25 protein-coding genes are annotated in these 26,063 nt (G+C 46.9%); 7 read left to right on the top strand and 18 right to left on the bottom strand.

Annotated features, from left to right (window positions below; all coding sequences use genetic code 11):
* Positions 1–70: 70 nt before the first annotated feature.
* From VP98_RS14860 to fdhF, 12 genes are all read right to left on the bottom strand, one after another.
* The gene (locus VP98_RS14860) at positions 71–706 is read right to left on the bottom strand and encodes an MOSC domain-containing protein (RefSeq protein WP_046176193.1); all 636 of its coding nucleotides are present in this window, start codon (positions 704–706) and stop codon (positions 71–73) included.
* A 16-nt stretch (positions 707–722) separates the two neighbouring features.
* Positions 723–1,184 carry a GNAT family N-acetyltransferase gene (locus VP98_RS14855; RefSeq protein WP_046176192.1) on the bottom strand — a complete coding sequence of 154 codons (462 nt, stop codon included), beginning with the start codon at positions 1,182–1,184 and terminating at the stop codon, positions 723–725.
* A gap of 66 nt (positions 1,185–1,250) precedes the next feature.
* A complete protein-coding gene (locus tag VP98_RS14850; protein WP_046176191.1) occupies positions 1,251–1,823 on the bottom strand; it encodes a spore coat protein in 573 nt (190 codons plus the stop codon).
* A gap of 145 nt (positions 1,824–1,968) precedes the next feature.
* Complete coding sequence (locus tag VP98_RS14845; protein ID WP_046176190.1) at positions 1,969–2,925, bottom strand: cation diffusion facilitator family transporter; 957 nt, start codon at positions 2,923–2,925, stop codon at positions 1,969–1,971.
* Between the two features lie 112 nt (positions 2,926–3,037).
* Entirely contained in the window at positions 3,038–4,483 is a 1,446-nt protein-coding gene (locus tag VP98_RS14840; RefSeq protein ID WP_046176189.1) for a carbon starvation CstA family protein, read from the bottom strand.
* 132 nt (positions 4,484–4,615) lie between these two features.
* Positions 4,616–4,954 (bottom strand): LytTR family DNA-binding domain-containing protein, encoded by a 339-nt coding sequence (locus VP98_RS19390; RefSeq protein ID WP_331428709.1) that lies wholly within the window; start codon positions 4,952–4,954, stop codon positions 4,616–4,618.
* Entirely contained in the window at positions 4,951–5,208 is a 258-nt protein-coding gene (locus tag VP98_RS19385; RefSeq protein ID WP_331428708.1) for a LytR/AlgR family response regulator transcription factor, read from the bottom strand. The genes VP98_RS19390 and VP98_RS19385 overlap by 4 nt, the downstream gene beginning before the upstream one ends.
* Positions 5,199–5,528: a histidine kinase gene (locus VP98_RS19380; protein ID WP_407919223.1), complete on the bottom strand. Its 330-nt coding sequence runs from the start codon at positions 5,526–5,528 to the stop codon at positions 5,199–5,201. The genes VP98_RS19385 and VP98_RS19380 overlap by 10 nt, the downstream gene beginning before the upstream one ends.
* Before the next feature lie 288 nt (positions 5,529–5,816).
* Positions 5,817–6,257, bottom strand: coding sequence for a hypothetical protein (locus VP98_RS14825; protein ID WP_046176187.1), 441 nt, complete (start codon positions 6,255–6,257; stop codon positions 5,817–5,819).
* 30 nt (positions 6,258–6,287) lie between these two features.
* A complete protein-coding gene (locus VP98_RS14820) occupies positions 6,288–7,343 on the bottom strand; it encodes a P-loop NTPase (RefSeq protein WP_046176186.1) in 1,056 nt (351 codons plus the stop codon).
* A gap of 72 nt (positions 7,344–7,415) precedes the next feature.
* Positions 7,416–7,889 (bottom strand): DUF1641 domain-containing protein, encoded by a 474-nt coding sequence (locus VP98_RS14815; RefSeq protein ID WP_046176185.1) that lies wholly within the window; start codon positions 7,887–7,889, stop codon positions 7,416–7,418.
* Positions 7,890–7,906: 17 nt separating this feature from the next.
* Entirely contained in the window at positions 7,907–10,843 is a 2,937-nt protein-coding gene (gene fdhF / locus VP98_RS14810) for a formate dehydrogenase subunit alpha (protein ID WP_046176184.1), read from the bottom strand.
* A 524-nt stretch (positions 10,844–11,367) separates the two neighbouring features.
* Between fdhF and VP98_RS14805 the strand changes: the two genes are divergently transcribed.
* The 3 genes from VP98_RS14805 (at position 11,368) to VP98_RS14795 (ending at position 14,841) form a co-directional block, all read left to right on the top strand.
* Complete coding sequence (locus VP98_RS14805; RefSeq protein WP_046176183.1) at positions 11,368–12,177, top strand: formate/nitrite transporter family protein; 810 nt, start codon at positions 11,368–11,370, stop codon at positions 12,175–12,177.
* Between the two features lie 327 nt (positions 12,178–12,504).
* The gene (locus VP98_RS14800; RefSeq protein ID WP_046176182.1) at positions 12,505–13,959 is read left to right on the top strand and encodes an aldehyde dehydrogenase family protein; all 1,455 of its coding nucleotides are present in this window, start codon (positions 12,505–12,507) and stop codon (positions 13,957–13,959) included.
* 21 nt (positions 13,960–13,980) lie between these two features.
* On the top strand, positions 13,981–14,841 hold the full coding sequence (locus tag VP98_RS14795) for a methyl-accepting chemotaxis protein (RefSeq protein ID WP_046176181.1): 861 nt from the start codon (positions 13,981–13,983) through the stop codon (positions 14,839–14,841).
* A gap of 333 nt (positions 14,842–15,174) precedes the next feature.
* Here the strand turns inward: VP98_RS14795 and VP98_RS14785 are convergent, their stop codons facing one another.
* The 4 genes from VP98_RS14785 to VP98_RS14770 all read right to left on the bottom strand — a co-directional run bounded on the left by VP98_RS14785 (position 15,175) and on the right by VP98_RS14770 (position 19,596).
* Positions 15,175–15,837 (bottom strand): DUF1266 domain-containing protein, encoded by a 663-nt coding sequence (locus tag VP98_RS14785; RefSeq protein WP_046176179.1) that lies wholly within the window; start codon positions 15,835–15,837, stop codon positions 15,175–15,177.
* Between the two features lie 16 nt (positions 15,838–15,853).
* On the bottom strand, positions 15,854–17,296 hold the full coding sequence (locus VP98_RS14780; RefSeq protein WP_046176178.1) for a tetratricopeptide repeat protein: 1,443 nt from the start codon (positions 17,294–17,296) through the stop codon (positions 15,854–15,856).
* Positions 17,293–18,996 carry a molecular chaperone HscC gene (locus VP98_RS14775; protein ID WP_046176177.1) on the bottom strand — a complete coding sequence of 568 codons (1,704 nt, stop codon included), beginning with the start codon at positions 18,994–18,996 and terminating at the stop codon, positions 17,293–17,295. The genes VP98_RS14780 and VP98_RS14775 overlap by 4 nt, the downstream gene beginning before the upstream one ends.
* A 402-nt stretch (positions 18,997–19,398) precedes the next feature.
* Entirely contained in the window at positions 19,399–19,596 is a 198-nt protein-coding gene (locus VP98_RS14770) for a hypothetical protein (RefSeq protein WP_046176176.1), read from the bottom strand.
* Between the two features lie 218 nt (positions 19,597–19,814).
* Between VP98_RS14770 and VP98_RS14765 the strand changes: the two genes are divergently transcribed.
* Entirely contained in the window at positions 19,815–20,507 is a 693-nt protein-coding gene (locus VP98_RS14765; RefSeq protein WP_046176209.1) for a hypothetical protein, read from the top strand.
* 206 nt (positions 20,508–20,713) lie between these two features.
* On the opposite strand, the gene VP98_RS14760 is transcribed toward VP98_RS14765, so the two are convergent.
* Complete coding sequence (locus VP98_RS14760; RefSeq protein WP_046176175.1) at positions 20,714–22,594, bottom strand: ABC-F family ATP-binding cassette domain-containing protein; 1,881 nt, start codon at positions 22,592–22,594, stop codon at positions 20,714–20,716.
* Positions 22,595–22,668: 74 nt separating this feature from the next.
* Here VP98_RS14760 and VP98_RS14755 point away from each other — a divergent pair, with 74 nt between their 5' ends.
* On the top strand, positions 22,669–23,232 hold the full coding sequence (locus VP98_RS14755; protein WP_046176174.1) for a DUF1273 domain-containing protein: 564 nt from the start codon (positions 22,669–22,671) through the stop codon (positions 23,230–23,232).
* An 88-nt stretch (positions 23,233–23,320) separates the two neighbouring features.
* Positions 23,321–23,743, top strand: coding sequence for a hypothetical protein (locus VP98_RS14750; protein WP_046176173.1), 423 nt, complete (start codon positions 23,321–23,323; stop codon positions 23,741–23,743).
* Positions 23,744–23,778: 35 nt separating this feature from the next.
* On the opposite strand, the gene purT is transcribed toward VP98_RS14750, so the two are convergent.
* Entirely contained in the window at positions 23,779–24,945 is a 1,167-nt protein-coding gene (gene purT / locus VP98_RS14745) for a formate-dependent phosphoribosylglycinamide formyltransferase (RefSeq protein ID WP_046176172.1), read from the bottom strand.
* A 139-nt stretch (positions 24,946–25,084) separates the two neighbouring features.
* Between purT and VP98_RS14740 the strand changes: the two genes are divergently transcribed.
* Positions 25,085–26,053, top strand: a complete 969-nt coding sequence (locus tag VP98_RS14740; protein WP_197076605.1) for a CHAD domain-containing protein — start codon at positions 25,085–25,087, stop codon at positions 26,051–26,053.
* Positions 26,054–26,063 lie beyond the last annotated feature (10 nt).

Genomic DNA, 26,063 nt, shown 5'->3' with positions numbered 1-26,063 from the left:
GAATTCGCCATATTTTTTTCACGAAATGCTCACAAAAAAAACAGAGGAAAAAGATTTCCTCTGTTCCTGTTCAGGAGGATAAGCGGTTCCGAAGCGGTTTCTTCCAGCTTTCAGCTAACTCGTTTATCTCAAGCAGCCGGCCGATATCCGCCGGCTCCACATTTTTGTCATTCATTATCCGGTTTGCCTCGCTCACGGTTATACGTGACGGGTGAACGGTTAACCGTTTGAGCTCACTTTTTGGGCTGACCGTCCCTTCTGCTGTAACCCGGAAATAAAAGCCGGTATAGCCGGTTTGCTCTACAAAGAAAGCAAGCTTTGGCGTATTGTGCAAAGCTGCCAGCTTAAAGCAGGGCTGGCGCGGCTGGCTGATTTGTACGATGGCTTCTCCAAGCTGAAATGTATCGCCAATATGCATGTCCGTTTCAAGCAGGCCGGCTGCCGTCACATTTTCTCCAAAAGCGGGTACCGGAAGCGCCTCTTTGAACTCTTTTTCCCAGTATGTATAGTGCTCAAACGGGTATACACAAACCGCCTTGTCCGCTCCGCCATGATGGACGAGATCCGCCTGCCCGTCTCCTTCAAACCCCGTTCTGGATAAATAAATCGGCGCTTCAACAGGGCTTTTTTTAATGCCCGAGGAAACGGTTTTCTTTTTGTACGGCAGCTCAGACGGCCTGCCGGTATTTAATGAAATTAGTTTCATTCCTGCTGTTCACTCCCTAAAAGTAATCCGGTATCGGCTCATTTAAAATCCGGTTATAAAGCACGCCATCTGCTTTTACCATGCATATGCCGCTTGAATAGCGCTGAAGCGCACCGGGAAGCGCCTGGAAGCCGAACCGCTCATAGTATTCCGTGCCGATTTCACTGTACAGCATAAATGCGGCTTCCGGATGCTTGCTTATACATTCGGTGAGCAACGCTGTGCCGAACCCTTGACCGCGGTAACCCGGCTCTGTCACAAGAGAGCCAATTCCAAATAAATAAGGACGCAGCCGCAGCAGCATGAGCGAAGCGGCAATCCGGCCGTTTTCATCTGCCAGTACATAACGGGTTCCGTACGCTTCTTCTTTCTGGTTGTCTTTTATGTATTGGCCAAGCGTCCGTCCCTTTGGCCATTCCCTGTGCCCGAGCTTATATAAATGAGGCATTTCTTCTGGATATGCTTCACGCAGCCGCATATTTCCACCCCCTTTCTTTTTATCGTACAAAAAAACCGCCCCCGGGTGCAAGGGCGGCTTCCATTTTTATGAATGCACCGGCTGAAGGGCCGGGCCGTAGCTTTGCTGCATAATTTTCATGTCTGCTTCCGCAAGCTGCGGCACCTGGTAGTAGCCATGCTTGTTTTGATAAAGAGAAATTTCATATGCCATTTCAATGCAGTTTGGAATTGAATCTGCCAGAACGCGGCGGACAACCGGGTTTGTTGATTCAAGGGCTGCTTTTGATTTTACACTTGTACTGAACTTATGTGCATCAAGCATAAATCCTGAAATCAATTCATCATTAATTTGCGCAGGATCTTCAATCGGCTTTTTCGGCTCTTTTGTTTGAAGGCCGTATACACAATCATTGTCCTGCTTCATCTTATAAACTTTTGTCGGAACAGCCGGATCCTTCCCGGACTTAAAGCAGTCGAGAAGCGTATTATATCCCTGCTGCATAAATTCATACTGGCGGTTTGCAATGTCTAAAAGTTCCGTATCCTTGATTTGCGGACGAAGCATCGTAAATTTGCTTAACGTGCCAACTGCACTGGATAAGACCTCATGAACATCAAGTATTTCATGCGCGCCATGGTTAAATTGTGGGGAAGTCATACAATATCGCCTCCTGAATAAATTGTGTTGCCTGCATAGTGTGCGGCAGGGCTCTTATTTTATTCGGGAACAGAACAGGCAATTTTTGCGCGCAAAGCAAGTAAAAAAGCAGAAAAACCGGATGAGGAAAATCCTCATCCGGCTTTTAGACAGTTTTTGGAGAAGAGGACCAGCTTGCTGTTCCATCGTCTTCAATAATCCCGAGCGTAACATCGCTGATTTCCGGTTCATTCAGCAGGCGGTTTTTCACACGGAATTTAATATCATCTGCTTCAGCAAGCGTCATTCCTTTGCGGAGCTCTACAATTCCTTCCACATGATAAGAGCGCCCTTCCTGTAACACACGCAGTGAATGGATATCAACAGTATCCGTATCCGCTAAAATCGTCTCGGCTACCTTTGTTTCAATTTCAACAGGAGCTGCCACTCCAATCAGCCCGACCATATTATCATACCCGACCCGGAATGCCACAAATACCATAAGCAGGCCGATTAAAATAGTAATCGCTCCATCGGCTGCTAAAATACCGGCCTGCGCCAGGCTGATTCCGATAAACGCAAGCACAGCACCGGACGTTGCTACCAGGTCTTCGTAAAAAACAAGCCGGGTCGCTGGAGACGCCTTTCCAACATTTTTAAATGCCTGTGCAATGATGTTTCCTTTTCTCTCCACACGTGCTTCGTGAAGGATCTCTTTCATGGCTTTAAAAAGAATAAATCCATCAATAATAAAAGCGGCCAGCAGAACCAGTGCGTTTAATAAAAAGTCTGTTGATTCTTCCGGATGCTGTAGAAGCTTCCAGCCTTTTAGTATGGTTTCATATGCCATAATAGACACGACAATCACTGCGATCATACAAAAAATATTGACAAGACGTCCGAACCCGGCTGGAAACCGCTTCGAAGGCCTCATTTCAGCAAGCGAACTGCCAAAATAAACAAATCCCTGATTAATGGCATCCGCCAGTGAATGCATAGCCGAGGCAAACATCGTTCCGCTGCCGCTGAAAGCAGAAGCGAAAAATTTCAACACAGCAAGAACCGTATTGCCCAGTGCGGCAACACCGGAGGATGTATTTCCTTTTTTTAATAGTTCAATCATGCGATTGGCAGCCTCCTCTTATGTAAATATTTATTTCCCTCTACCCGCCCGGCCGTCTTACTACACGCAAAAAAGAGACAATCATGAAAAGATTGCCTCTTTTGTCTGGTTTTTATGCAGCCGGCCGGCCCGGCACTTCTTCAAGCGGAAGCTTGTTTCTTTTCGCTCTTCTGGCGCGTTTGAAAAACAGGACAGTAAGAACAGCCGTGATCACCGCTCCTGCATAATAAGACGTGTTGAGCGGCAGATTAAAGCCAATCTGCGCATTCAATATATACGTCATTGTGGCCATAGTCATAAAAACAGCCGGAATCATCGCCACAAAGTAATTTTTGCCGGCGACGAATAAATAAACTGAAGCCACCCACAGCGCGATGACAGCCGTGGACTGATTCGCCCACGAAAAGTAGCGCCATAAGATATTAAAATCAATTTTTGTTAGTGCATAAGAAATCACAAAAAGCGGCAGGGCAATCCAGAGGCGGCTGGAAATTTTAGCCTGTCCCACATTTAAATAATCCGCAATAATCATTCTGGCACTTCTGAAAGCCGTGTCTCCCGATGTAATTGGAAGAACGATTACCCCGAGAATCGTCAGTGTGCCGCCGATTGCGCCCAATGACAGGACAGATGCTTCACTGACAACAGCCGCCGGCCCCCCGTTCGCCAGCAGCTCATTTAAGCCGGCAGGCCCCTGGAATAAACTCATCGCTGCAGCCGCCCAGATCATGGCGATCATACCTTCTGCGATCATCATGCCATAAAAAATTCTTCTTCCCTGCTTTTCATTTTCCGTCGTGCGGGAAATAATCGGCGTTTGTGTTGCGTGAAATCCAGACAGAGCGCCGCAGGAAATTGTTAAAAACAGCAGCGGGAAGATAGGCAGATTGTCCGGATGCATATTGGTCAGAGTTAATTCTGGAATCGGCGCTCCTGTCACAACAAGAGATATGCCGACACCAACCGCGCTGATAATAAGCAGTGCACCGAAAATCGGGTAAAAGCGCCCGATGATTTTATCAATCGGCAAAAGTGTGGCTAAAATATAATAAGCAAAAATAAGTCCTGTAATAACACCAATGCCCATCCAGCCATCCATCAGATTAAACAGAAGATCTGCTGGTGACGTTACAAAAACCGTTCCGACAAGCACCAGCAGCAAAATAGCAAAAGCGTTCACCACATGCTTCATCGCTTTGCCTAAAAATCTGCCCGCAAGCTCCGGCAGATGAGCGCCGCGATTGCGAATGGAAATCATCCCGGTTAAGTAATCATGAACCGCACCGGCAAAAATACAGCCGGCCACAATCCAGATAAACGCGACAGGACCGTACAGCGCCCCCATGATCGGGCCGAATATAGGACCCACACCCGCAATATTCAGCAGCTGGATTAACGAATTTTTTCTCTCACTCATCGGCAGGTAATCCACACCATCCCGGTGCGTATACGCCGGCGTGGACCGGCCTTCCTTTACGCCAAACATTCGTTCAATGAATTTCCCGTACGTAAAATAGCCCAAAACGAGCAAAGCGAGTGAAACTAAAAAAGTAATCATTATTTCATTCCTCCTTCACTTGTTGTAATCGCTTATAACAAGTATAGAGGAATAAAGCACAAACTGATAAAAAAACCCCTATCATGTTAAAAAAAGCGGCCGTCATGTTGAAACAGCATGCTGACATGTCAGTTAAAGCTCCAGCCGCTGCCTCAGTTCTTTCACATAGTTGCGGCTGACAGGAAGCACCTCGTCCCGCTCTTTCAGCTCAAGCTGATACGCACCGTTAAACCAGGGGGTCAGCTTTCTTACATAATCAAGATGCATAAGAAAGCTTTTATGAATGCGAAAAAAAGGATAGCTGCTAAAACGCGCCTGCAGCTCTTTTATCGGCGTCTTTATTTCATAGGCATACTCCATCGTCACGATTTTGCTTGTTTTTTCTTCGCGTGTAATATATAAGATGTCACCAGGGTTTATGTAAAAAATATCTCCTTCATGTTCTACAGCAAGTTTGCTTGAGTGCTTCACACTTTTTTTCGATTCTGGCAGGATTTTTTTTTGAGCCGGGCAACAGCCTCATAGCAGAACGCCTCAGCAGCGAACTGCGGATAGGCCGTCGCAAACACAAATTCCGGCACCCTCTTTAATTCACGCAGGGCTTCCGCTGCTTCAAGACCGGTTATCCCTGGCATTTCAATATCGAGCAATACGGCATCCGGCTGAAGGAGGATGCTTTTGATGACTGCCTGTTCACCGGAATCTGCTTCACCAGCTACCTGCACAGCCGGATGCTCCGATGCTCTTTTTGGCTGTATGGCTCATCATCGACAATCAGAACACGATTTTCATAATGGGATTGAATCGAAATGAAAACGTTATGGCTGCCAGATCCAGCCATACTGTACTTTACAGCATTCTCCACAAGCGGCTGGAGTGTCAGGGGCGGAATGCGCTGATGAAGAACTGACTCATCGATCTTATAATGGATATGGAGTTTCTCTTCAAATCTCGTTTCTTCAATCGATAAATACGCTTTTACATAATCCAGTTCTTCTGAAAGAGTAGTCCAGTCCGCCGTAGTGGCGCATAAATTTTTCCTCAGAAAACGGGAAAGCGAAATCAGCAGCTTTCTCGCCTTATTGGGATCGAGTCTTGATACTATTTTAAAAGTTGTTACGATTTTGAAGCTGATGGGCGTAACGCCGATTTTAACCGATTTTCATCCGGATCTTGCCATAAAAGCAGCCAGCACTAGATGCCATTCCGGCACTCAGCCATATAGGATTTGAGCTAAAAAAATAACAGGGCTGCACCGAGAGCAGTCCTGTTTTAATGTATTAGCAGCCGATAACCAGCGGCTTAAAAGAGCGCCTATTTTATTTTTGGTGGTCTATCTTCCTGTTCCCAGCCGTCTGCGGATGGCCTGCAGGACTTCTTCTTTCTGGTCTTCTGGAATCTCGTTAACCAGCTCGTCGTAAGCCGGCAGCAAAATGCGGGGGTCCATAAACAAAAACAGCCGTTTCCATTCTTTTTGTTTAACAAACCGCTTTAAGCTGATGTGTGTCTGTTTGATTTTCATTTTCATTTTTGTTAATTCCAGCTCATCAACAGTCAGCACTTCCGGCAGCTCAATGAATACCACGTCTTTATAATAAACGAACGGTGCACTGTCTTTCTTTGGATTAAAAAACAAATCCGAAGGAGAAACGTTTAAATAATCTGCAGCCTCCTGAACCATTTGCCCACCTGGAAACGAAAGCGCCGGAAACCGTTCACGCAGACGGTCCGGTACTTGCTGCAAAGGAATAAGTGCTTCTTTTTGTATGATCATCGTTTTTCCTCCCCGTACGAACGGCTTCTGTTACAGCTGTTTGTACGTAAAATCAATGGTTTCTGCAAGAAGCTCAAACGCTTCCCCTGCTTCTGTTTCTTCATCGGCAACAGATGACGCCGCGGCCTCCCCTGCCGGCTGGAGAGGGATACGGGCTATCACACTCGTCTGCAAACGCTCTGCCAGCTGATCGCCGCCTCCTTTTCCAAATAAATATACTTTTGTGCCGTCTTTTTCTTCCATATAAGCCATGTTCTCTACTACACCGGCAATTTCATGCTTCGTATGCTTGGCCATCATGCCTGCCCGTGCAGCGACATAAGAAGCTGCCTGATGGGGAGTTGTCACGACCAATTCTTTCGCCTGAGGAATCATGGCTGCTACATCAATAGCGACGTCTCCGGTACCCGGAGGCAGGTCGAGCAGCAAGTAATCAAGCTCTCCCCAGTGTGTATTCACTAAAAAGTTGCGGATCCATTTGTTCAGCATCGGCCCCCGCCACATAACAGGCCCGTTGTCAGGCGAAAAAAAGCCCATCGACATAACGGCAACGCCATGGCTCATGACCGGCACAGCTGTCTGGTCAATCATGACCGGCTTGTCTGTAATGCCCATCATCACAGGAATGCTGAAGCCATAAATATCCGCATCTAAAATACCGACTTTTTTGCCGAGCCTGGCCAGAGCAACCGCCAGATTAATCGTTACGGTTGATTTGCCCACTCCGCCTTTTCCGCTGGTTACCGCAAGAAAGGTCACGCCGGAATCCGGCTTTAACAGTGCCGGCATTCCGCTCTCGGCAGCCGACGCCTGGCGAAGAGAAGCGGATAGTAATTTTCTTTCTTCATCGGTCATACTTCCAAAAGAAAGCTGGATATTTTGAAAGCCGGCTTTTAAAAGAGCCTCTTCGACATCCTGCTTGATTTTTGCTTTCAATGGACACCCTGCTATCGTTAAAATCACATCAAGGCTGATGGATGCCCCGTCTATTTTAATATTCCGGATCATATTCAGCTCAACGAGAGACCGATGCAGCTCGGGATCCTGTACATGCTCTAATGCCTGCAGCACTTGTTCTTTATTCATAAAATTCCCACTCCTGTTTAGCCATACATGAACGGGAAGGCAGCGCTGTTTGCTGCCTTCCCGCGGTTGCTTTTATTCTTTTAATTCTTTTCCAACGCCTCTGAGAAAGTTCAGGCCGAAGTTGACGGCCCGGTTAATATCCGGGTCTTTCAAGGCTTTCATTAAATCAAGCACGCCGACTTTCTGGCTGTTGTTTTCTCTGGCATCTTCAAGCCCTGTCGTCACGCCGGACAGGAGCTTTTTCGTTTGCTCCGGGTCAATTGCGGTTAAAACGCCCGCCGCTGCCATCAAATTGTTCAGTAAAGATGTTACTTCTTTTCGGCCAACCTGTCCCAATGCGATTTCCGCAATATGTTCTTTTGCTTTCAGCATGGACTCCGCCGCTTCAAGAATTCCGCTGTCATGAAGCTCGCGGACAACAGCGAGTGTTTTTTGAAGAGCTTCTTCATTTTCCGATAAACCATCTGCCAGCTTGGTAAGTGACTGCTGCTTTTTTTCTTCTTCATTCCACTCACGTTTTTTTAACGCGCTGATCGGACTTGCCATCCTCTTTCCTCCTTCAATTAGTCAACCAATGAAACATATCCAGGGCGCTTCCACTTGCGCTCAGCTTCCACTCCATTTTGAGGATGGCGCTTTTTGTTTCTTGGACTTGTCTTTGGCAGCGGATTTTCTCCAGTGACGCTCAGCACTTCCATCCGCACTTTTGTTTGTTTATAAGCCGGTGTATGCGTCACCACGTCAAAACCGTTCCCGGTAAGAAGGTTGACCGCATTTTCATGGCTGACCGAGTGCATAGGCACGTATACTTCCGTTCCCTGAACACGGTCCGTCACAAGTACATTGAGCTTAATAGAGCCATACGGAGATAAAAGCCGGACGAGTGAGCCGCTTTCCACGCCGCGTTCTTTTGCCAGCTCCGGTGACACTTCTACGAATACCTTTGGAAGCTTTTTGTTCATGCCGTTTGATTTGTTGGTCATATTGCCTTCATGGAACTGCTCCAAAAGCCGGCCGTTATTAAGTGTTAAATCAAATTCTTCCGGATATTCTACCGGCGGCACGTAATCCAGCAGGGCCAGACGCGCTTTTTTGTCCGGGAAATTAAATCCGTCCAGGAAAAGAACCGGAGTATCTGTTCCGTCCGGAGAACCCCAGTTAAAGCTGTTCCAGCCTTCCAGCACATCATAATTACACTGGCTGAAGAATGGTGTTAATCCTGCCATTTCCGCAAAAATTTCACTTGGGTGAGAATAGTTCCACTGGTAGCCAAACCGCTTCGCGATCTGCATAAAAATCCACCAGTCCGGCTTGCTGTCTCCAAGTGTGTCCAGCGATTGATAAAGACGCTGAACACGGCGTTCTGTATTCGTGAACGTACCATCTTTTTCTAAAGATGGCGCACCCGGCAAGATCACATCCGCGAATTGGGCGGTTGTGGTAAAGAAAATTTCCTGTACGACAAGGAAGTCCAATTTCGCCAGCATCTCCTGGGTATGATTGGAATCGGCATCAACCCATGCCATATCTTCTCCCGCGATATACATGCCTTTTAAATCACCTTTATCAATAGCCGCGAGCATTTCAATATTATCAAGCCCCGGCTTCGGTGAAATATCAACGCCATATGCCTGTTCAAACTTGGCGCGTGCTTCATCATTTGTAACAGACTGGTACCCAGGGAAGATATTTGGCATCGTGCCCATATCTGCTGCTCCCTGAACGTTATTGTGGCCGCGAAGCGGATACGCACCCGCACCAGGACGTCCCATATTGCCGGTGATAAGCAGCAGGTTCGCAATCGCCGCCGATGTGTGAGACCCGGCTACGTTTTGAGTAACACCCATTCCCCAGCAAATTGCAGTTCCGTCTGCATCGCGGATCATTTCTGCTATTTGAATTAATGTTTCTTTTGGAATATTTGTTTCTTTTTCTGCAAATTCAAGCGTAAAGCGTTCGAGTATTTTCACATAATCATCGAAGAAGTTCACTTTTTCCTCAATAAATGCCTGGTCATGCCAGCCCTGGTCAATCATGTATTTCGCTACAGCGGCAAGCCATACATAGTCCGTTCCTTGTTTCGGGCGGATAAATAAATCAGCTCGGTCCGCCATTTCATGTCTGCGCAGGTCAACCGTGATTAACTTCTGGCCATGCAGCTTGTGAGCACGCTTAATCCGTGTCGCAAGCACCGGGTGGCCTTCCGCTGGAGCACAGCCGACTAAAATAACAAGACCTGCGGACGCAATATCCTTAATCGTGCCGGAGTCACCGCCGATGCCTCCTGTTTGCTGAAGTCCCCACGAAGCCGGTGACTGGCAGTACCGTGAGCAGTTGTCAACATTATTCGTTTCAAATACCTGGCGCGCCATTTTCTGCATCAAGTAATTTTCTTCATTAGTCATTTTGGAAGAAGAAATGAAGCCAAGCGCATCGCTTCCATACTGGTCTTTAAGAGAACCAAGTCTCGATGCCACGACATCCAGCGCTTCTTCCCATGTTACTTCCACAAATTCATCGCCCTGGCGGATTAACGGAGTGGTAATACGCTCTTCGCTGTTGACGAAATCCCAGCCAAATTTCCCTTTAACACAGGTTGAAATGGCATTAACCGGCGCTTTTGATGTTGGCTGTACTTTTAAAATTTTGCGGCCTTTTGTCCATACTTCAAACGAGCAGCCGACACCGCAGAATGTGCAGACTGTTTTGGTTTTTTTCGTTCTTGTTTCGCGCATAGCCGATTCTATTTCAGACACAGCCAGGATTCCGCTGTATCCAGGCTCTACATCCTTGACCAGGTCAATCATTGGGTCCATTAGATTCGGCTCGATCTTGGTCATAAATCCAGCCTCGCCAAGCATCGATTTTTCCATTAAGGCATTACAAGGGCAAACCGTTACACACTGGCCGCAGCTGACACAGGAAGAATCATTAATGGAGGTGCCCTGGTCCCAAAGAACGCGCGGGCGTTCCGCTTCCCAGTCAATCGAAAGAGTTTCGTTCACCTGAAGATTCTGGCATACTTCCACGCACTGTCCGCAGGCGATACACTGGTTTGGGTCATACCGGTAGAAGGGGTGTGACATATCCACTTCCGTTGGATCTGCCTTTGGTGTATATGGATACTTTTGATGTTCAATTCCCATCATGTCCACTGTGTTGTGCAGTGTGCAGTTTCCGTTATTGTTGTCGCATACTGTGCAGTACAGCATGTGATTTTCCAGCAGACGGTCCATTCCTTCTGTCTGCGCGGCTTTTGCCCGTTCAGAGGAAAGAGAAACAGCCATTCCCTCTGATACCTTTGTTGAACAAGAGCGCATAAGCTTCCCGTCCACTTCTACAATACAGGTATCACATGTCTGGATCGGGTCTACTTCCGGCACGTAGCATACCTGCGGAAGTGCAAGACCTGCCCCGTTCACCGCTTCTAAAATGGTGGCGCCAGATGGTACGTTGTACTCTTGGCCATTTAAATAAATCTTTATGTATTCCTGATTCATTCCAGCGTTCTCCTTTTTAATTGGGAATAAAAAAATCCAGCACAACAAACACCCAAAAGGTGTCCACGTGCTGGATTAACCAATTAGCATACGCCTACTAACCTGTCATTCCGCCATAAAATCATTCAATAGAGCCCTAACAAAAAATTATTAAGAATTCCATTATTATTATTCCAGAGACCATTATACTCCTCGAAATTAAAAAGGCAAGATGAAAAAATTATTTCCCTGTCCTGCTTCGAGAAAATGAGCTTGTTCAGCCAGGGAACTTAATAAAAGCGATTTCATAATTTCCGATATTATCTTGACAAGGTTCAAACGAGAATGATAGGATATTTTCTGGCTTTGCGGGTTTCATCTGAAGAAAATGTAGGAGCTGCATTTTGTTTACGAGAACACCGCTCTTTGCACGATTGATGATTCTATAGCATATGTGTAGAAAAATTAACCAGCGCAAATCACCACCCTTATAGAGGGTGCTGCTTTGTGCTGGTTTTTTTATATTAATATGGAGGTTATTCTGTATGTCTATTTATTCGCCGCCAGAAATTGCTGTACTGGCTTCTGAATCAGGGGAGACAAAAGCAAATTCCCCTCTTTCTGCACTTCTTATTCTTGGATTTTTAGGCGGAGCTTTTATTGCGCTGGGATTTTTGTTAGATATCCGGATCATTGCAAATCTCCCGGAACAATGGGGATCCTTCTCAAGCCTTATCGGGGCAGCTGTGTTTCCGGTGGGCCTTATGCTAGTTATATTAGGCGGCGCGGAGCTTGTCACCGGGAATATGATGACCGTGTCCATGGCCTGGCTTGCGAAAAAAACCACGTTTTTAAAGGTATTGCGAAATTGGTTTGTCGTGACAATTGCCAACTTCGCCGGCGCGGTTTTTGTTGCTTATTTCTTCGGCCATTTTGTCGGATTAACAGCGGAAGGACCATTTCTGGCCAAAACAACAGCGATTGCCCACGCTAAATTAGAGGAGCCTTTCCTGAAAGCATTTGTTTCAGCGATCGGCTGCAACTGGCTCGTCTGCCTTGCCATCTGGCTGTCACTTGGAAGCAAGGATTTTGCCGGTAAAATTCTCGGCATCTGGTTTCCCATTATGGCGTTTGTCGCCATTGGCTTCCAGCACGTTGTCGCAAACATGTTTGTTATTCCGGCAGCTATTTTTGCAGGTGAGGCCTCCTGGGCGGAATATGCACCTAATTTTATTGCTGTGTTTCTTGGCAATGTTGTCGGCGGTTCCGTGTTAGTAGCCTGCCTCTATTTTGCTGCTTATAAAAAATCATTCCAGCCAAAAAACAAAACGGCGGACCGAATCAAATCCGCTTAACGAAAAAGCCGGCTTAAAAAATGGCACCCGCTGTTCCTTAAGACGGCTTTTCGTTTGAATACAGCCGGTTTTTCCCGCCGCGCGCAGTTTACTTTGCAGCCGGGAGGGTACGGCAGCAGCCCATGTAACTTAATCAATCCAGGCATTCGGTGATTGCTCCGCCGAATGCCTGGATTTTTTTTCAGTCTATCCCCCATTCGCTGCACAATTTCCCGTTATTCTCTTTCTTTTTTATTAGAAAAAATGAACAATCTGCTAAATATACCAGGCAATTAACCGATACGTAAGGAGTATATAAGTTTTGTGAAATTTAGGGAGGAATAAAACGTGGATATTCAATCGCTTGGAAAGCAATTTATCAATGGAGAATGGAGAGACGGACAGAGCAGCCGCACCCTCGACAATCTTAATCCATATAACGATGAATTGCTGGTTTCCTTTAAAATGGCGGATGTTTCAGATGTGGATTCCGCTTATAAAGCAGCACTGCGCGCGAAAGAAGAATGGGACAGGGTAAACCCGTACAAAAAACGCGATATTCTTGAACGTGCTGTCCACTACATAGAAAATCATGAAGAAGCGATCACCGATATGATTATTGATGAACTGGGAGGCACCCGCCTGAAAGCGGCCTTTGAAATCGGGCTGGTCAAAAATATTATTAAAGAAGCAGCTACCTTTCCTCTCCGCATGGAAGGAAAAATCCTGCCTTCAACAGAAGATGGAAAGGAAAATCGCTTATACCGCATACCAGCCGGGGTTGTCGGGGTCATCAGCCCGTTTAACTTCCCTTTTTTCCTTTCCGTTAAATCGGTTGCTCCTGCCCTGGGAGCAGGAAACGGCGTTGTATTAAAACCGCACGAAGATTCACCGGTAACGGGTGGGACGCTAATCGGAAAAATCTTTGAAGAAGCCGGGATTCCAAAAGGGCTGCTTAATGTTGTCGTAACCGATATTCAAGAAATTGGCGATGCATTTGTTGAGCATCCAATTCCGCGTATTATCTCTTTTACAGGCTCAACCAGCGTCGGAAGCCATATCGGACAGCTTGCCGTTAAGCATTTTAAAAAGCCGCTGCTTGAACTGGGCGGAAACAGTGCATTTATTATTCTGGAGGACGCCGATATCGATTATGCAGTCAATGCAGCCGCCTTCAGCCGTTTTACCCACCAGGGGCAAATCTGCATGTCTGCCAACCGGATTCTTGTGCAAAAGTCGATTTACAAAGAATTCATGGCAAAATATGCAGAGAAAGTTTCTTCGCTGAAAGTAGGAGATCCGCGTGATCCGGAAACGATTATTGGCCCGGTCATTAACATAAGACAAGCAGAAAACCTCCAGGCGATGGTTCAAAAAGGCATTGATGCCGGCGCTGTTCCTATTTTAAAAGGAGCAATTTCAGGAAAAATGGTTGAGCCGACGATTTTGGCAGATGTAACTGCAGATATGGCTGCCGCCCAGGACGAATTATTTGGCCCGGTTGTCTGCCTCATGCCTTTTGAAACGGAAGAAGAAGCAGTTGAGATCGCCAATAACACACGTTTTGGCTTAAGCGGCGCGATTCATACAGCGAATCTTGAAAAAGGTGTTCAAATGGCGAAAAGAATTCATACAGGAATGATACATGTGAATGATGTGACCATTAATGACGAACCAATTGTTGCTTTTGGCGGCGAAAAACAATCGGGTCTTGGCCGGATGAATGGAGAATGGAGTCTGGACGAGTTTACAACTCTCCAATGGATTTCAGTAAACTTCGGACAGCGGACTTTCCCTTACTAATCAAAGGAGTGCAGACAGGGCATGGCTCAAATCGACCACAAAACAAAACACGAATCGGAACTGCTGGAAGCATTCGTCAAAGTAGCTCCCTTTTTAAATAAGTTAGTTCAGGATGATATTACAATTGGAATATATGATACCGAAAAACTGATCATAAATATTCCAGGGGAAACATTTTCTTTAAACGTCTCTCCAGGTGATCCGCTCACGGAAGGTGACATTATCACAGAAGCGATCCGGAAAAATACGAAAAAAACCGCTGTCGTTCCAAAAGAATTATTTGGGTTTCCGCTTATTGCCCGGGCGATCCCCCTGCATGATGAAAACGGGAAAGTGATCGGCGGCGTGGGTCTTGGAACAAGCATGCAAAAAGCCAACCAATTGTTTGAAGTAGCTGATAATTTATCCGCTACTGTGGAAGAAACAGCCGCGTCAATCGAAGAAATCAGTGAATCGTTGACCGTTCTGACAGACCGGGTAACCAAGATATCGGATCAAATGAAAGATGTCAGCTCTAGTGCCGAACAAATTGGCAAAATTTCCACTGTGGTCAGAAGCATTTCCGATCAAAGCAATTTACTTGGTTTAAATGCGGCGATTGAAGCTGCGAGAGCCGGCGAAGCAGGCAAAGGGTTTTCAGTGGTAGCGAATGAAATCAGAAAACTGGCCACAAACTCAAAAGAAAATGTCTCTCAAATCGACAGCATCACAAAAAATATCCAGAATCTGCTTCTGGATTTAAACGAAGCCTTTTCCGAAATCCACAAACTGACAGACACACAGTCGGCAACAGTGCAGGAATTTTCCGCGACTATTCAGGAAATCAGCAAAAACACTATTGACTTGGCCCACATGGCTGAGACAACGCTGCACACAAAATAACGAAGATAAAGCCAGGCTGTAAAAAACGCCTCCTTTTAAAGAAGGAGGCGTTTTTTACTTTGTTAGAATGTGATTTTATTAACTTTTCACATAGCCGTTCACAAAGTCACATGCAGCAGTGCTTGATCGAACGCAGGAGCAGACTGCATGAAATGGCGGCTGGTTCAGTGTCCGTCCCGGCGAATGCGCAGTCCCGCCGACCTTTAATTGTTCACAGAAGAAAGAAGAGCCGGGCAAACGGCCAGCCTTTCTCCCTGCGCATTCCATTTTGCAGTCATCCTTTCCGAGTGAAAATCCCGCAAAAAAACATCCTTTCTCCTGGCCCTTATGTTTTTACAGCCTGAAAATCTTTGTATTCCAGCTCACATTCTGAAAAGGGCTCTGGCCGGATACGAGTAATTTGGCGAGAAACCGTTCTTCTTCCTCCATCATTTTCTGTGCCTCCTCACCTGTATGCTTTGTAAACTGAAGGCCCGCCAGAAAAGCAGCAGTATAATCCGCCCAGCTTGAATATGCCTGCTGCGCCCTTACGGCAGCTTCCGTTTTAAAGGGCAGGGAATTTATCCTGCCGATAAATCCGTTACGCTCCGCCTGCAGGCAGAGTGCAACACAAAGGCTGTAATCCAGTGCAGCAATCGTTTCTGCCGGCAGGCGGTCCATATAATGAAGGGCGACATTCATTTTATGCTTTGCTTCCTTATCTTTCGTGGACTCTATCACACTCTGCCTGTCTTTATTGTTTAAAAAACGCATCTGATTTTGAAATCGGCGGAACTCAGCCCGCTTTCCTTCCTCTAGCAGCCAGCTGGCTGCTTTTTTCATAGACTCTTCGCCCTGAATGGACCAGTCATTCAGCAGGATTTCCCTGTCCTGCATAGACAGCTTCGCTTTCCAGTTTACCGCATCATAGTAAGCGAACGTTCCAGAATAGCATAGCGTACTCATCGCATGAAAAAAGCGGCCTGTTTTCCTGGCAGGGGGATATAAGCTGATCATGTTTTCCCTCCTCTTTCTAATATCGTACCGCCCTGAGAGCACGGAATATCGAACGGGCTAAATAATAGAAACCCCAGCTGAATAGGGCCAGCCAAATAAAAGGGGCTTTTGAATCGATAAAGCTGAGTGAAACATTGGGAAACAGCAGGGAGCCTATAATAAGCAGCATAAACTCGAACGGGTTGCTTCCATATGCGGTTTTTAACACCCCAATCCAGCTGACAATCATTAAAATAGCGAGGAAGGAGTTAAAGCCTTCAAAAACAAACCGGCAAAAAAGGCCGGCACGTGCAGCAGGAGAGGTTTTCATAAGCGCCGCTTTCGTCTCACGCCGGGCGGGCAGTCCGGGTGTTCGTTTAAGCTTGAGCCGGTGATCCCGTATATACGCGTGAAGTTTCGTTAAATAAACAAAGCTTTCCGCATCATAAGAACACTTTTTCTGAATGTCCTTCCAGATACAAAGCGTTTTTTCTGCTTCTTTTTCTTTCAGCTGGCATTTGGCCTGCAGGCTCAATACACCGGGGTGCTGCGAAAAATTGGTTAATTCCTCGCATAAAGAAGCCGTCTTTTTCCAGTTCCCTCTGGCATACTCCGTACGAGCCAGTGCCAGCACTGCTTCTTTGTCTTCCGGCCTCGATTTAAGATACTGCTCATAAAGCAAAGCACCTTGTTCATATTCGCCCAGCTGTATGTAGATTTCTCCATGAAGCCTCAGCAGGTCAGGATCTTCCGAAAAAAGAGAAAAAGCTTCTTCTGCAGCGAGTCTGGCTTCTGTCAGGCGGCCGGCAAGAAACGCATCCAGGGCGTATTCACGTTTTTGAAGAAACGCATCTGCGTCCACTCCTTCCTGCCGGGCAATCTCTTCAAAGGAAAAGGACGGATAAGGACCAAAATATTTTTGATAGCTTGTCCAAAACCTAAAAAGATCTGGGTCGTTATCCAGCATATATTCAGGAATGGACTCGCGCCACTGAAAGCTTTCTTCAAGCAGCAGCCAGACATCCTTTGGCAGCAGCGGGTGCTCTTTTAAAAATACAAACAGCTGAGTGCCGGCTTTCTTTTTAAAAGACCAATCCCATAAAGCCGGCTCGTTCAGGAGATTGATCCAGCTGTCCAGCTGAAGCCGCTGCGGCACATCCCTATACAGCTCCAATACTTTAGATATAAAAGCATTGACCGTTTCTTCGCTGTCTTCACGACCCCCGGCCTTCTCCGGCTCAAGTATGGCAGTCATCACTGGTGCCTGCTCCGTCTGCGCCGGTGCGGCCTGTTGTTTTTCCGGGATCCGGCTAAGCCCCTTTTTTAATTGTTTTCTAATGGCATCATAAGCTTCCCGGAGCCGCTGATAGCCTTCCGGGTCATCTTCAGGATGATGAAGCTTCAGCTTTTTTGCATATGCTTTTTTGACGGTGGAGGGGTCATCTACCGGTTCAATGCCAAGAATATCCCAATATGTCATTCGAAGCCGTCCCACCTTTCAAGCAGTGACAGCTCCTGCTTGAAACGCTCGGCAGCATGCCGGATATCCTGCTCGTCCTGGCTTGCGAGTATCCGCTCAAACCAGTCCAGTACAGCTGCGGCTCTTTGTCTTTTTTCGCCTAATGATTCTTCATAGAAACGCTCTCCTTTTGCCAGAAGCAGCCGGTTTTCTGTCCGTTCCCGCGGATGAATTTTGATTGCCTGCAGCTCTTTCATGCGTGCCTCTATTTCTTCCTGTGTCTGGCTGCCGGGATTTTGTTCTACCAGCACTCTTTTTTTCTCGCCCGTTTTTACAATGGTGACTTCCACTTCCAGAAGCCCGTTTATATCATATGTATAGCGGACATCAATGAACTGCTCGCCCGCAGGAGCCCGTTCTACCTCCACAGAAATCTCGCCAAGCTTTAAATTGTTTTTTACATGCCGGCTTTCACCCTGATAAATATCAATCTTGAGCGCGGTCTGGAAATCAGACACTGTGTACAGCCTTTCCACCTTGCTGACTGGAATGGGTGTATTTCTTTCAATAATTGGCAAATAATGTCCCGGCTCATACTCATCCGGCTTAATCTGTTTGGCAACACTGGTTCCCAGTGAATAAGGGCAGACATCTGTCAGGATCAGCTCTTCCACCGTTTCGTTCCGCTCTTTTAAGGCGGCCTGTACGGCAGTGCCCAGTGCCACCGCTTCATCCGGATGAATGATTCCCAGTGGGAGCCGGCCGAATAATTTTCCAGTCACATTTTTAATAATAGGCATTCTGGTAGCGCCGCCAATTAAAACAACCGAATCAATTTCTGTTGGATGAATGCCCGCGTCATGCAGCGCCCGCTCGATCGGCTGGCGAAGCCGCAATAAAAGCGGCTGTGCAAGCTTTTCAAATTGGGTGCGGGTAATGGAAGACTGAATCATCTCTCCTTCTATCTGCAGTCGAATAACAGCAGACTGCTGGCCGCCAAGCTTCTTTTTGCATTCTTCCGCCTGCTTCCATATGGAAGCAAGCTGTGCTGGCAGCAGCTCTTCCCGCTTTAGCCCGTTCACTTCCATAAACCAGTCCGAAAGAAGAGCCGTAAAGTCTTCTCCTCCTAAAAAGTTGTCACCCGCAATGGACTTTACTTCCATGATTCCTTCAAATAATTCAAGAATGGACACATCAAATGTACCGCCGCCTAAATCAAATACGAGAAACTTTGTTTCACTCTGTGCTTCATGAAGCCCGTAAGCAATCGCTGCCGCTGTCGGCTCGCTGATTAACCGTTCCACCTGGAGGCCGGCAAGCTCGGCTGCCTTCCGGGTTGCTTTTCGCTGCCGGTCATTGAAATAAGCAGGTACACTGATAACCGCCTCTGTCACTTCCTCCCCCAGGAAAGCTTCCGCATCTTGTTTAAGTGCCTTTAACACAAAGGAAGAAAGTTCTTCGGGAGAAAAATGATAGGAGCCCAACGAATAATGCTTCTCTGTTCCCATGTGGCGCTTAAAAACCGCCGCCGTATTAGCCGGGTGTGTAATAAGCCGCTCTTTTGCAATTTCCCCGACAAGCATTTCCCCATTCTCGCCCAGGCTCACTACAGAAGGCGTCAGCCGTTCGCCCAATATATTGGGGATAATGACCGGCCCCTTTTCTCCCCAGTAAGCCACAAGGCTGTTTGATGTCCCTAAATCAATTCCGATGGTTGTCATCCTAAGTCCCTCGTTTCCATCCAATACATTTTTTCATATATTTTCCTATTATAGAGGGAACGTAAGAAAAGATAAATGCAGAACGGCCTTTCTGCTGGAAACACGAATCTTTTGGCCGGTTTATTGGATAAGCAAATAATCAATTAAGTCTATATTATTGGAATAAAAAGTAAATTATTTTTTACGAAAAACAAAGGGAATAGTGCCGTTTTGAGGTGTGCCGGATAAGCGGAAAAAACCATCAAAAATGATGGTTTGTAAGCGGATACAAAAAGATTTGGATAGGTTTGAAGAACAAGACTTATCAGCCGGCAGCAACACCGGTCGTTTTAAACGCATACATGTCTGAGTGCGGCTGATTCCTTGTTGATATGAAGCGAAGCGGTACAGTTATATTTCTATTCAAGCGTGGTGCCGGCCGGGCGCCTCTTTTTCGTTCATTACTTCTTCTGCACGTCCGATATAGTGGACACCTTCCATCAATTGTGAAGCGTCGCAAATTAAATGAACGAGCGTTTCTTTTTTAGTCCAGGCAATCAAATCGTTTGCAAGTATTGGCTTTTGACATTTGCTGCAGCACCAGTTTATCTTCCGGTTCATTCTCCCACTCACCTTTTTTTCTTTTATCATACCGTGCCAAAAAAGAAAAACATGTCAAACGAAAACCGATTTTTTTAGCAAGTTTTGTCGACTTTTTCTATCTCTCCTTCTCCCTGTTAATCTCCCCGCCACTGCGGGCTGCTCGTTTTGTTCCCGTTTCCGCTTCCCGGCATATCATAAGGAGGAAGGATTTCATTTTGAAAATGGAGGAAAAAAGCATGTATCCATACTGGCATTCATTTTACCCCGGATTCAATGTTGTTCCCTTTGATGCTGTCCCTGCCAATGTGGTGCCTGTACAGCAGCAGCCCTACGGCCTGGGGCGGCGCTGGATTGTGCAGGAAGGCAGCTGGCGCGGCGTATGGACACGCAGAGGAAACAGCAATGTATTTGATGGAAGGTGGTCACAGGCAGGACAGCCCGACATTACGGCGGTATTGACAATCTACACATCCGGCCCTTATATTTTTATTTTGCGCCGAAACAGCAGCGATGGAAATAATTGCAATTACACAGGAATATTCGGTTCAAATGGAAGAACAGCAAGCGGCCAAAACATCTGCAATCGCGGCGGCGGCTCATGGAGTGCGGTTATTGAGCGGCGTGATCAGCCTGAAGACCGCCTGGGCAGAAGATGGAACGAACAGGAAGGCGGCTGGACGGGGGTATGGACGAGGCGCGGAAACAGCAATATTTTTGATGCCCGCTGGACTCAGCCCGGGCAGCAGGATGTAACAGCGGTGCTGAGCATTTCTATTGATGGCAATACTGTACGGGTGGCACGGCGGAACAGCAGCGACGGAAACAATTGTGATTATCGAGGCACACTGTCCGGTGACGGCAGAACAGTCTCTGGACAATTCACCTGTGACCGGGGCGGCGGCAGCTGGCGGGCGACGATTGTCAGGTAATCTCTCTACAAAAAAGGAGCTTCTGAAAAATCAGAAGCTCTCAGGCTGTTGGCAAACGTCCGCTTTCGGCGTCACTTACCGGCTGTGAATGATCATGGCCCCAAAAAGGCCGGCCGCGTTCTTGGAAAGACAGGCGTTTTCATTCAGCCTGCTTTCTAACTTTGTCTCTACTCTTGGAGCTTCTGAAAAGTCAGAAGCTCTTTTTTTTACCCTTCCGCTTTTTCGGCGAGATACTCCCACCGCTCCAGCATATACTCAAGTTTCTCTTTTAAAGCAGTCTCTTCTGCCATCAGGCTGTTTAATTTTTCAAAATCGCTGCCGGCTGTTCCCATTTCCTCCGTTATGGCAGCGATCCGCTGTTCGACCGCTTCCATGTCATCCTCAATGGTTTCCCATTCCCGTGTTTCTGAATACGACATTTTCTTTTTCCGCTCAGGGCGCGGCGGAGCAGCCGGGGCTTTTGGCTTCGCCTCTAACGCAGAAGCCTCTTCCTGCTGTTCTTCCAGAAAATCGGAATAAATGCCATAGTAGTGATCTACCGCACCGTTCCCTTTAAAAACAAAAAGCTGGCTGCACACTTTGTCAAGAAAATAACGGTCATGGGACACTGTGATCACAACACCTGGAAAGTGTTCCAGATAGTCTTCCAGAATGGTCAGTGTTTGCGTGTCCAGATCATTGGTCGGTTCATCCAAAAGTAAAACATTTGGAGACGACATTAAAATATTCAGCAGATAAAGGCGCCGCTTTTCCCCGCCGGACAGTTTGCGGATCAGCGTTCCATGAGTGTGCATTGGGAATAAAAACTTCTCCAGCATCTGCGCGGCTGAAATAAAGCTGCCGTCTTTCAGCTCAATCGATTCCGCTGTTTCCCGGATGTACTCAATCATGCGCTTGCTTTCGTCCATATCTTCATTTTCCTGCGTATAATAGCCGACCCTTACCGTCTGCCCCAGATCCAGCTCTCCCGCATCCACAGGCTCGCGGCCGGCAATCATATTTAGGAGCGTTGATTTTCCGCTGCCGTTGCGTCCGACGATGCCGACCCGGTCACCACGCTTAAACAGAAATGAAAAATCGAACAGAATGACCTGGCTGCCAAAGGATTTTTGAAGATGCTTTACCTCCAGCACCTTTTTGCCAAGGCGTGCCCCTCCCAGGTCCATTTCAAGTGACGCGCTCTGCGTTTTGTTTTTCACATCCGCATCGAGCGCTTCAAACCGCTGAATACGGGCTTTTTGTTTGGTTGTCCGCGCTTTGGCGCCTTTGCGCATCCAGGCAAGCTCTTTTTTAAACAGGCTTTCTTTTTTGCTTTGTTCAAGTGCTTCATTTTCTTCGCGGATGGCTTTTGATTCCAGGAAATCTGCATAGTTTCCTTTGTATTCATGGAGCCTGCCGCGCTCGAGCTCCCAGACTTTATTCGCCACTTCATCTAGAAAATAACGGTCATGTGTCACAAACAAAACAGCTTTTGGCGATTTTTTCAAGTATTCCTGCAGCCATTTAATGCTGTCATAGTCAAGGTGGTTGGTCGGCTCATCCAGAATAAGCAAATCGGCTGCTTCAATAAGCGTTTTTGCCAGGGCAGCCCGCTTTTTCTGACCGCCGGAGAGCTCGGACAGCCTGCGGGTAAACTCGGGCAGGCCAAGCTTTGTTAAAATGGTTTTCGCCTCGGCGCTTGTATCCCAGGCGCCGAGATCATCCATTTTTTGCTGCTGTTTCATCAGCTCCTGCTGCCCTGCTTCATCTGCCGGCTTTTCCTGCAGGCGGAGCAGGGCCTCCTCGTATTCTTGAATCGCATTAAATACGGCTGATTGGCTTGCGTACATATATTCCATGATGGTCAGGCTTTCATCGAAATTCGGGTTTTGAGATAAATAGGAAATAGAATAGTCATTTGGATGATCTTTTTTGCCTGAATCATAATCATCAAGCCCGGCGATTACATTGAGCAGCGTTGATTTGCCGGTGCCATTGATACCGAGCACTCCCACTTTATCTCCTTCTGCGATCGAAAATGACAGATCGTTAAATAGTGTTTTTTCACCTAATGTTTTTGTTAAGCTTTCTATTGTTAAAACTTTCATTCGTTTCCCCTTCTCCTGCTGATCTTTTTCTATTTTACCATTGTTCCATGTATAATGAACGCGAGGTGGTTGAATTGCTTAAAACGATTTTACTTTCCGGCTATAAAAGCCACGAGCTTGGCATATGGGATCAAAAGCACCCGGGAATTTCGGTTATTAAATACGCCCTTGAACAGCGGCTGAGAGCCTTGATTGAGGAGGGGCTTGAGTGGGTGATCATCGGCGGGCAGCCGGGTGTTGAATTATGGGGCGCAGAGGTGATCCTGTTGTTAAAAGAAGAATACCCCGCCTTGAAGCTCGGTGTGCTTATGCCTTTTCTGGAACAGGAAAAAAACTGGAAAGAAGAACGTCAGGATCATTACAATCAGATTATGAACCAGGCGGACTTCGCGGACGCTGTATCCAAAAAGCCGTATTCGGGACCCTGGCAGTTTCGAGCGCGGGATGAGTTTTCCCTTGATCATACTGATGCTCTTTTGCTCATTTATGACGAAGAAAGAGAAGGCTCCCCGAAATTTTTAAAAGCAGCAGCGGACAAGCGGGCTGAAACGGCCGAATACCCTGTTTTTATGGTCACTATGTACGACTTGCAGGCAGCAGCGGAAGAACTGGAGGAAAAAGAGCGGCCGAACTGGTAATTCCCCGGTTCGCTCGCTTGAACCCGATCCCTCTTTTCGCATATAATAGGATAAATGAAAACGCTTACTAAACAAGGGGGCTCCGAGCATGATTGAACATAAAAATTTGTCTCTTCATTTGTCAAAGGAGCAGTTAAAAAGCATTGTTCATGAGCTGGCACAGCAGCATTATTTAATTTTCTGGGGCTTTGACCGCGGCACCATGATTTTAAATGTTTATCATGCCGCTGCGAATAATCAATTTTCTTTCATCCGCCATCGCAGCACAATGGAATTAATTTACGCTAAAATTGTGGATGAGGATGTTTTGGACCGGCTCAATCGGTCTATTCAATTTACCGCTCTCGCCGAGCAGCACGAAAAAAGAAAAGCAGCCCTTTCTAAAGAAATACATTATCAGACACTTGATTATTATTTAAGCGAGCTTCATGAATATATAAAACAGGGCAACACAGAAAAAATCGAAGAAACAAAAGCTATCTTAGCTTCACTTACCTCCGATGCTTCATAAAACAGGCCGCCTGAAAATCCAGGCGGCCTGCTCTTTTAGCTGTATGTTACCGAAATCGCAGAAGCCGCTTTTTCTGCCAGCTCCCGTGCTTCCTGAACAGATGGCGCAGCATTTAAGACGACCGCCATCCGGCGGCCTGTTTTTGTTTCCGGCTTGCCAAAAATCCGCACCTGAGTCCCCGGTGTTTCCAGCGCTTTTTCAACGCCGCTGATCTCATAAGAAGACTTCTCTTCCCATGCTTTTACTGTCCGGCTTGCTCCGGGTGAAAGAAGGCGGATCTCCGGAACCGGATAGCCAAGGACAGCACGTATATGAATAGCGAACTCAGATAAATCCTGCGTTGCCATCGTTACCATGCCGGTATCATGCGGCCGCGGCGATACTTCGCTGAAATAAACCCCCTTCTTTGTTATAAACAGCTCGACACCAAACAAGCCAAAGCCGCCGAGCGCATCAGTAATTTTTTTGGCAATGTTCTTTGCCTGTTCAACCTGGCCTGTTGTCATATTATGCGGCTGCCATGATTCAATATAATCTCCATCCTGCTGAATATGGCCGATCGGTGCACAGTAAGCCGTGCCTGAAACCGAACGTACAGTCAGCAGCGTAATCTCGGATTCAAAGGTAATAAACTCTTCAATGATCACCCGCGTTTTTTGGGCACGGCCGCCTTCCATCGCGGCATTCCAGCAGAATTCCGCGTCATCCAGTGAACGGCAGATACTCTGGCCTTTGCCCGATGAACTCATAATCGGCTTGATCACACACGGAGTGCCTATCGTTTTTATCGCTGCTTTCAGCTCATCAAGCGTATCGGCAAATTCGTATTTTGCTGTCGGCAGCCCGAGCGTTTCACTGGCAAGGCGGCGGATGCCTTCCCGGTCCATTGTAAGGTTCGCTGCATTTGCAGTCGGCACAACCTGAAAGCCTTCTTTCTCAATCTCTATTAATGTTTCTGTTGCAATGGCTTCGATTTCAGGGATGATGAAATCCGGCTTTTCCTGTTCAATCAGTGCACGAAGCGCTGTGCCATCGAGCATATTCACCACATGCGAAGAATGAGCCGCCTGCATGGCCGGCGCGTCCTCATAGCGGTCTACGGCGATCGTTTTCACACCGAGCCGCTGCGCTTCTAAGACAACTTCTTTGCCGAGCTCTCCTGAACCAAGCATCATAATCGTTTTCGACTGTAATCCATTCATAAAAGCATTCTCCTAAACATCCGTTTTTTCTTTCTATTTGTGGCGCATTTTAAATGTCACCTTTATTATATCACCACATAAACGAACATAAAAATAATATTTTTAAAAAATATTCGTATTTATGACAAAGGTTATCTTTTTGGAAAAAGCGGGAAAAGAAAAGCAGCCAATACAAAAAGCAGGTGATACGGTTATGAATAATAAGCTGGAATCCTGTGTTCTTTGTCAAAAGGAATTTTCACTTCTTTCTCTTCAAGACGGCTTTCTTTGTGATGAATGCCTGAATGAAGGAAATCGCCAGCGGGCCAATCAATGGACAGTATTATTTAAAAAAAGATTCGATCGTTTCCGCCAATTATGCAGGCAGTGCTGCAAAAACGGAGACTTGGAGACGATTCATCAGGCGCGGGTAACAGGCCGGAAGATTGCTTCTCTTCTGCAGTTCCTTAAGGTCAAAAAACGCCACCCCCTGAGGTCTGCTCTTAAGGAAATTCATTCTCTCCTCAGCCCGATCCGGGAAGCGGATGTATTTCTACAGACATTTGAAGGGCGGTCAGGAGCCGTTCACCAGGAGCTGCTGAAAAAAGTGGCGAGAAAACGGAATAAGCTTCAGAAAAAGATGGAACAAAAAATGCCGAAACTGCTGAAAAACGTAAAGCAGCTGTCGGCGGCTTTTTTATCAGATGAGCTGCCTTCTCTCCTTGCTGTAGTAGATCAGGAACAGCAAATCCAGTCCTTTGAAAACCGGTTTGCTGATAAAGCGGTCCGTTTCCACCATCTGGCCGCCTCCCATGGAAAGCAGTCAGCGAAAGCCGTAAAAGCGCTGCACCGGGTCCGTATCCAGGCGAAATTACTCCGCTATATGTACGCAGATCTCAGCGAGCGGACCGGCCAGGACTATTCTTCGAAAGAAAATGATTATAAAGCCATTCAGAGCCAGTTCGGCGAAATAAATGATGTACAGGACTGGATCGAAAAGCTGGAGCGCTATGAAAGGAAATTGAACGTATCGAAAAAAGAGACGTTACTTCTAAAGAAAAAGTGGCAAAACCGCCTGCGGGCCCTGATCAAGGAAGTGGATATAAAGCCAAAAGCCCGGGCAGTATAACCGCCCGGGT

Source organism: Domibacillus indicus (genome assembly GCF_000970685.1).
Lineage (GTDB): Bacteria > Bacillota > Bacilli > Bacillales > Domibacillaceae > Domibacillus > Domibacillus indicus.
This window is presented reverse-complemented; position numbering and strand designations above follow the sequence as displayed.

Bases quoted from the DNA above. Each gene is read 5' to 3' on its own strand.
- VP98_RS14845 (WP_046176190.1), bottom strand. From the start codon at position 2,925: ATGATTGAACTATTAAAAAAAGGAAATACATCCTCCGGTGTTGCCGCA.
- VP98_RS14780 (WP_046176178.1), bottom strand. From the start codon at position 17,296: ATGACATATTGGGATATTCTTGGCATTGAACCGGTAGATGACCCCTCC.
- VP98_RS14805 (WP_046176183.1), top strand. From the start codon at position 11,368: ATGTCTATTTATTCGCCGCCAGAAATTGCTGTACTGGCTTCTGAATCA.
- VP98_RS14750 (WP_046176173.1), top strand. From the start codon at position 23,321: ATGATTGAACATAAAAATTTGTCTCTTCATTTGTCAAAGGAGCAGTTA.
- VP98_RS14860 (WP_046176193.1), bottom strand. From the start codon at position 706: ATGAAACTAATTTCATTAAATACCGGCAGGCCGTCTGAGCTGCCGTAC.
- VP98_RS14840 (WP_046176189.1), bottom strand. From the start codon at position 4,483: ATGATTACTTTTTTAGTTTCACTCGCTTTGCTCGTTTTGGGCTATTTT.
- VP98_RS14825 (WP_046176187.1), bottom strand. From the start codon at position 6,257: ATGATCATACAAAAAGAAGCACTTATTCCTTTGCAGCAAGTACCGGAC.
- purT (WP_046176172.1), bottom strand. From the start codon at position 24,945: ATGAATGGATTACAGTCGAAAACGATTATGATGCTTGGTTCAGGAGAG.
- VP98_RS14775 (WP_046176177.1), bottom strand. From the start codon at position 18,996: ATGACAACCATCGGAATTGATTTAGGGACATCAAACAGCCTTGTGGCT.
- VP98_RS14820 (WP_046176186.1), bottom strand. From the start codon at position 7,343: ATGAATAAAGAACAAGTGCTGCAGGCATTAGAGCATGTACAGGATCCC.
- VP98_RS14815 (WP_046176185.1), bottom strand. From the start codon at position 7,889: ATGGCAAGTCCGATCAGCGCGTTAAAAAAACGTGAGTGGAATGAAGAA.
- VP98_RS14770 (WP_046176176.1), bottom strand. From the start codon at position 19,596: ATGAACCGGAAGATAAACTGGTGCTGCAGCAAATGTCAAAAGCCAATA.
- VP98_RS14765 (WP_046176209.1), top strand. From the start codon at position 19,815: ATGTATCCATACTGGCATTCATTTTACCCCGGATTCAATGTTGTTCCC.
- VP98_RS14855 (WP_046176192.1), bottom strand. From the start codon at position 1,184: ATGCGGCTGCGTGAAGCATATCCAGAAGAAATGCCTCATTTATATAAG.
- VP98_RS14760 (WP_046176175.1), bottom strand. From the start codon at position 22,594: ATGAAAGTTTTAACAATAGAAAGCTTAACAAAAACATTAGGTGAAAAA.
- VP98_RS14785 (WP_046176179.1), bottom strand. From the start codon at position 15,837: ATGATCAGCTTATATCCCCCTGCCAGGAAAACAGGCCGCTTTTTTCAT.
- fdhF (WP_046176184.1), bottom strand. From the start codon at position 10,843: ATGAATCAGGAATACATAAAGATTTATTTAAATGGCCAAGAGTACAAC.
- VP98_RS14850 (WP_046176191.1), bottom strand. From the start codon at position 1,823: ATGACTTCCCCACAATTTAACCATGGCGCGCATGAAATACTTGATGTT.
- VP98_RS14795 (WP_046176181.1), top strand. From the start codon at position 13,981: ATGGCTCAAATCGACCACAAAACAAAACACGAATCGGAACTGCTGGAA.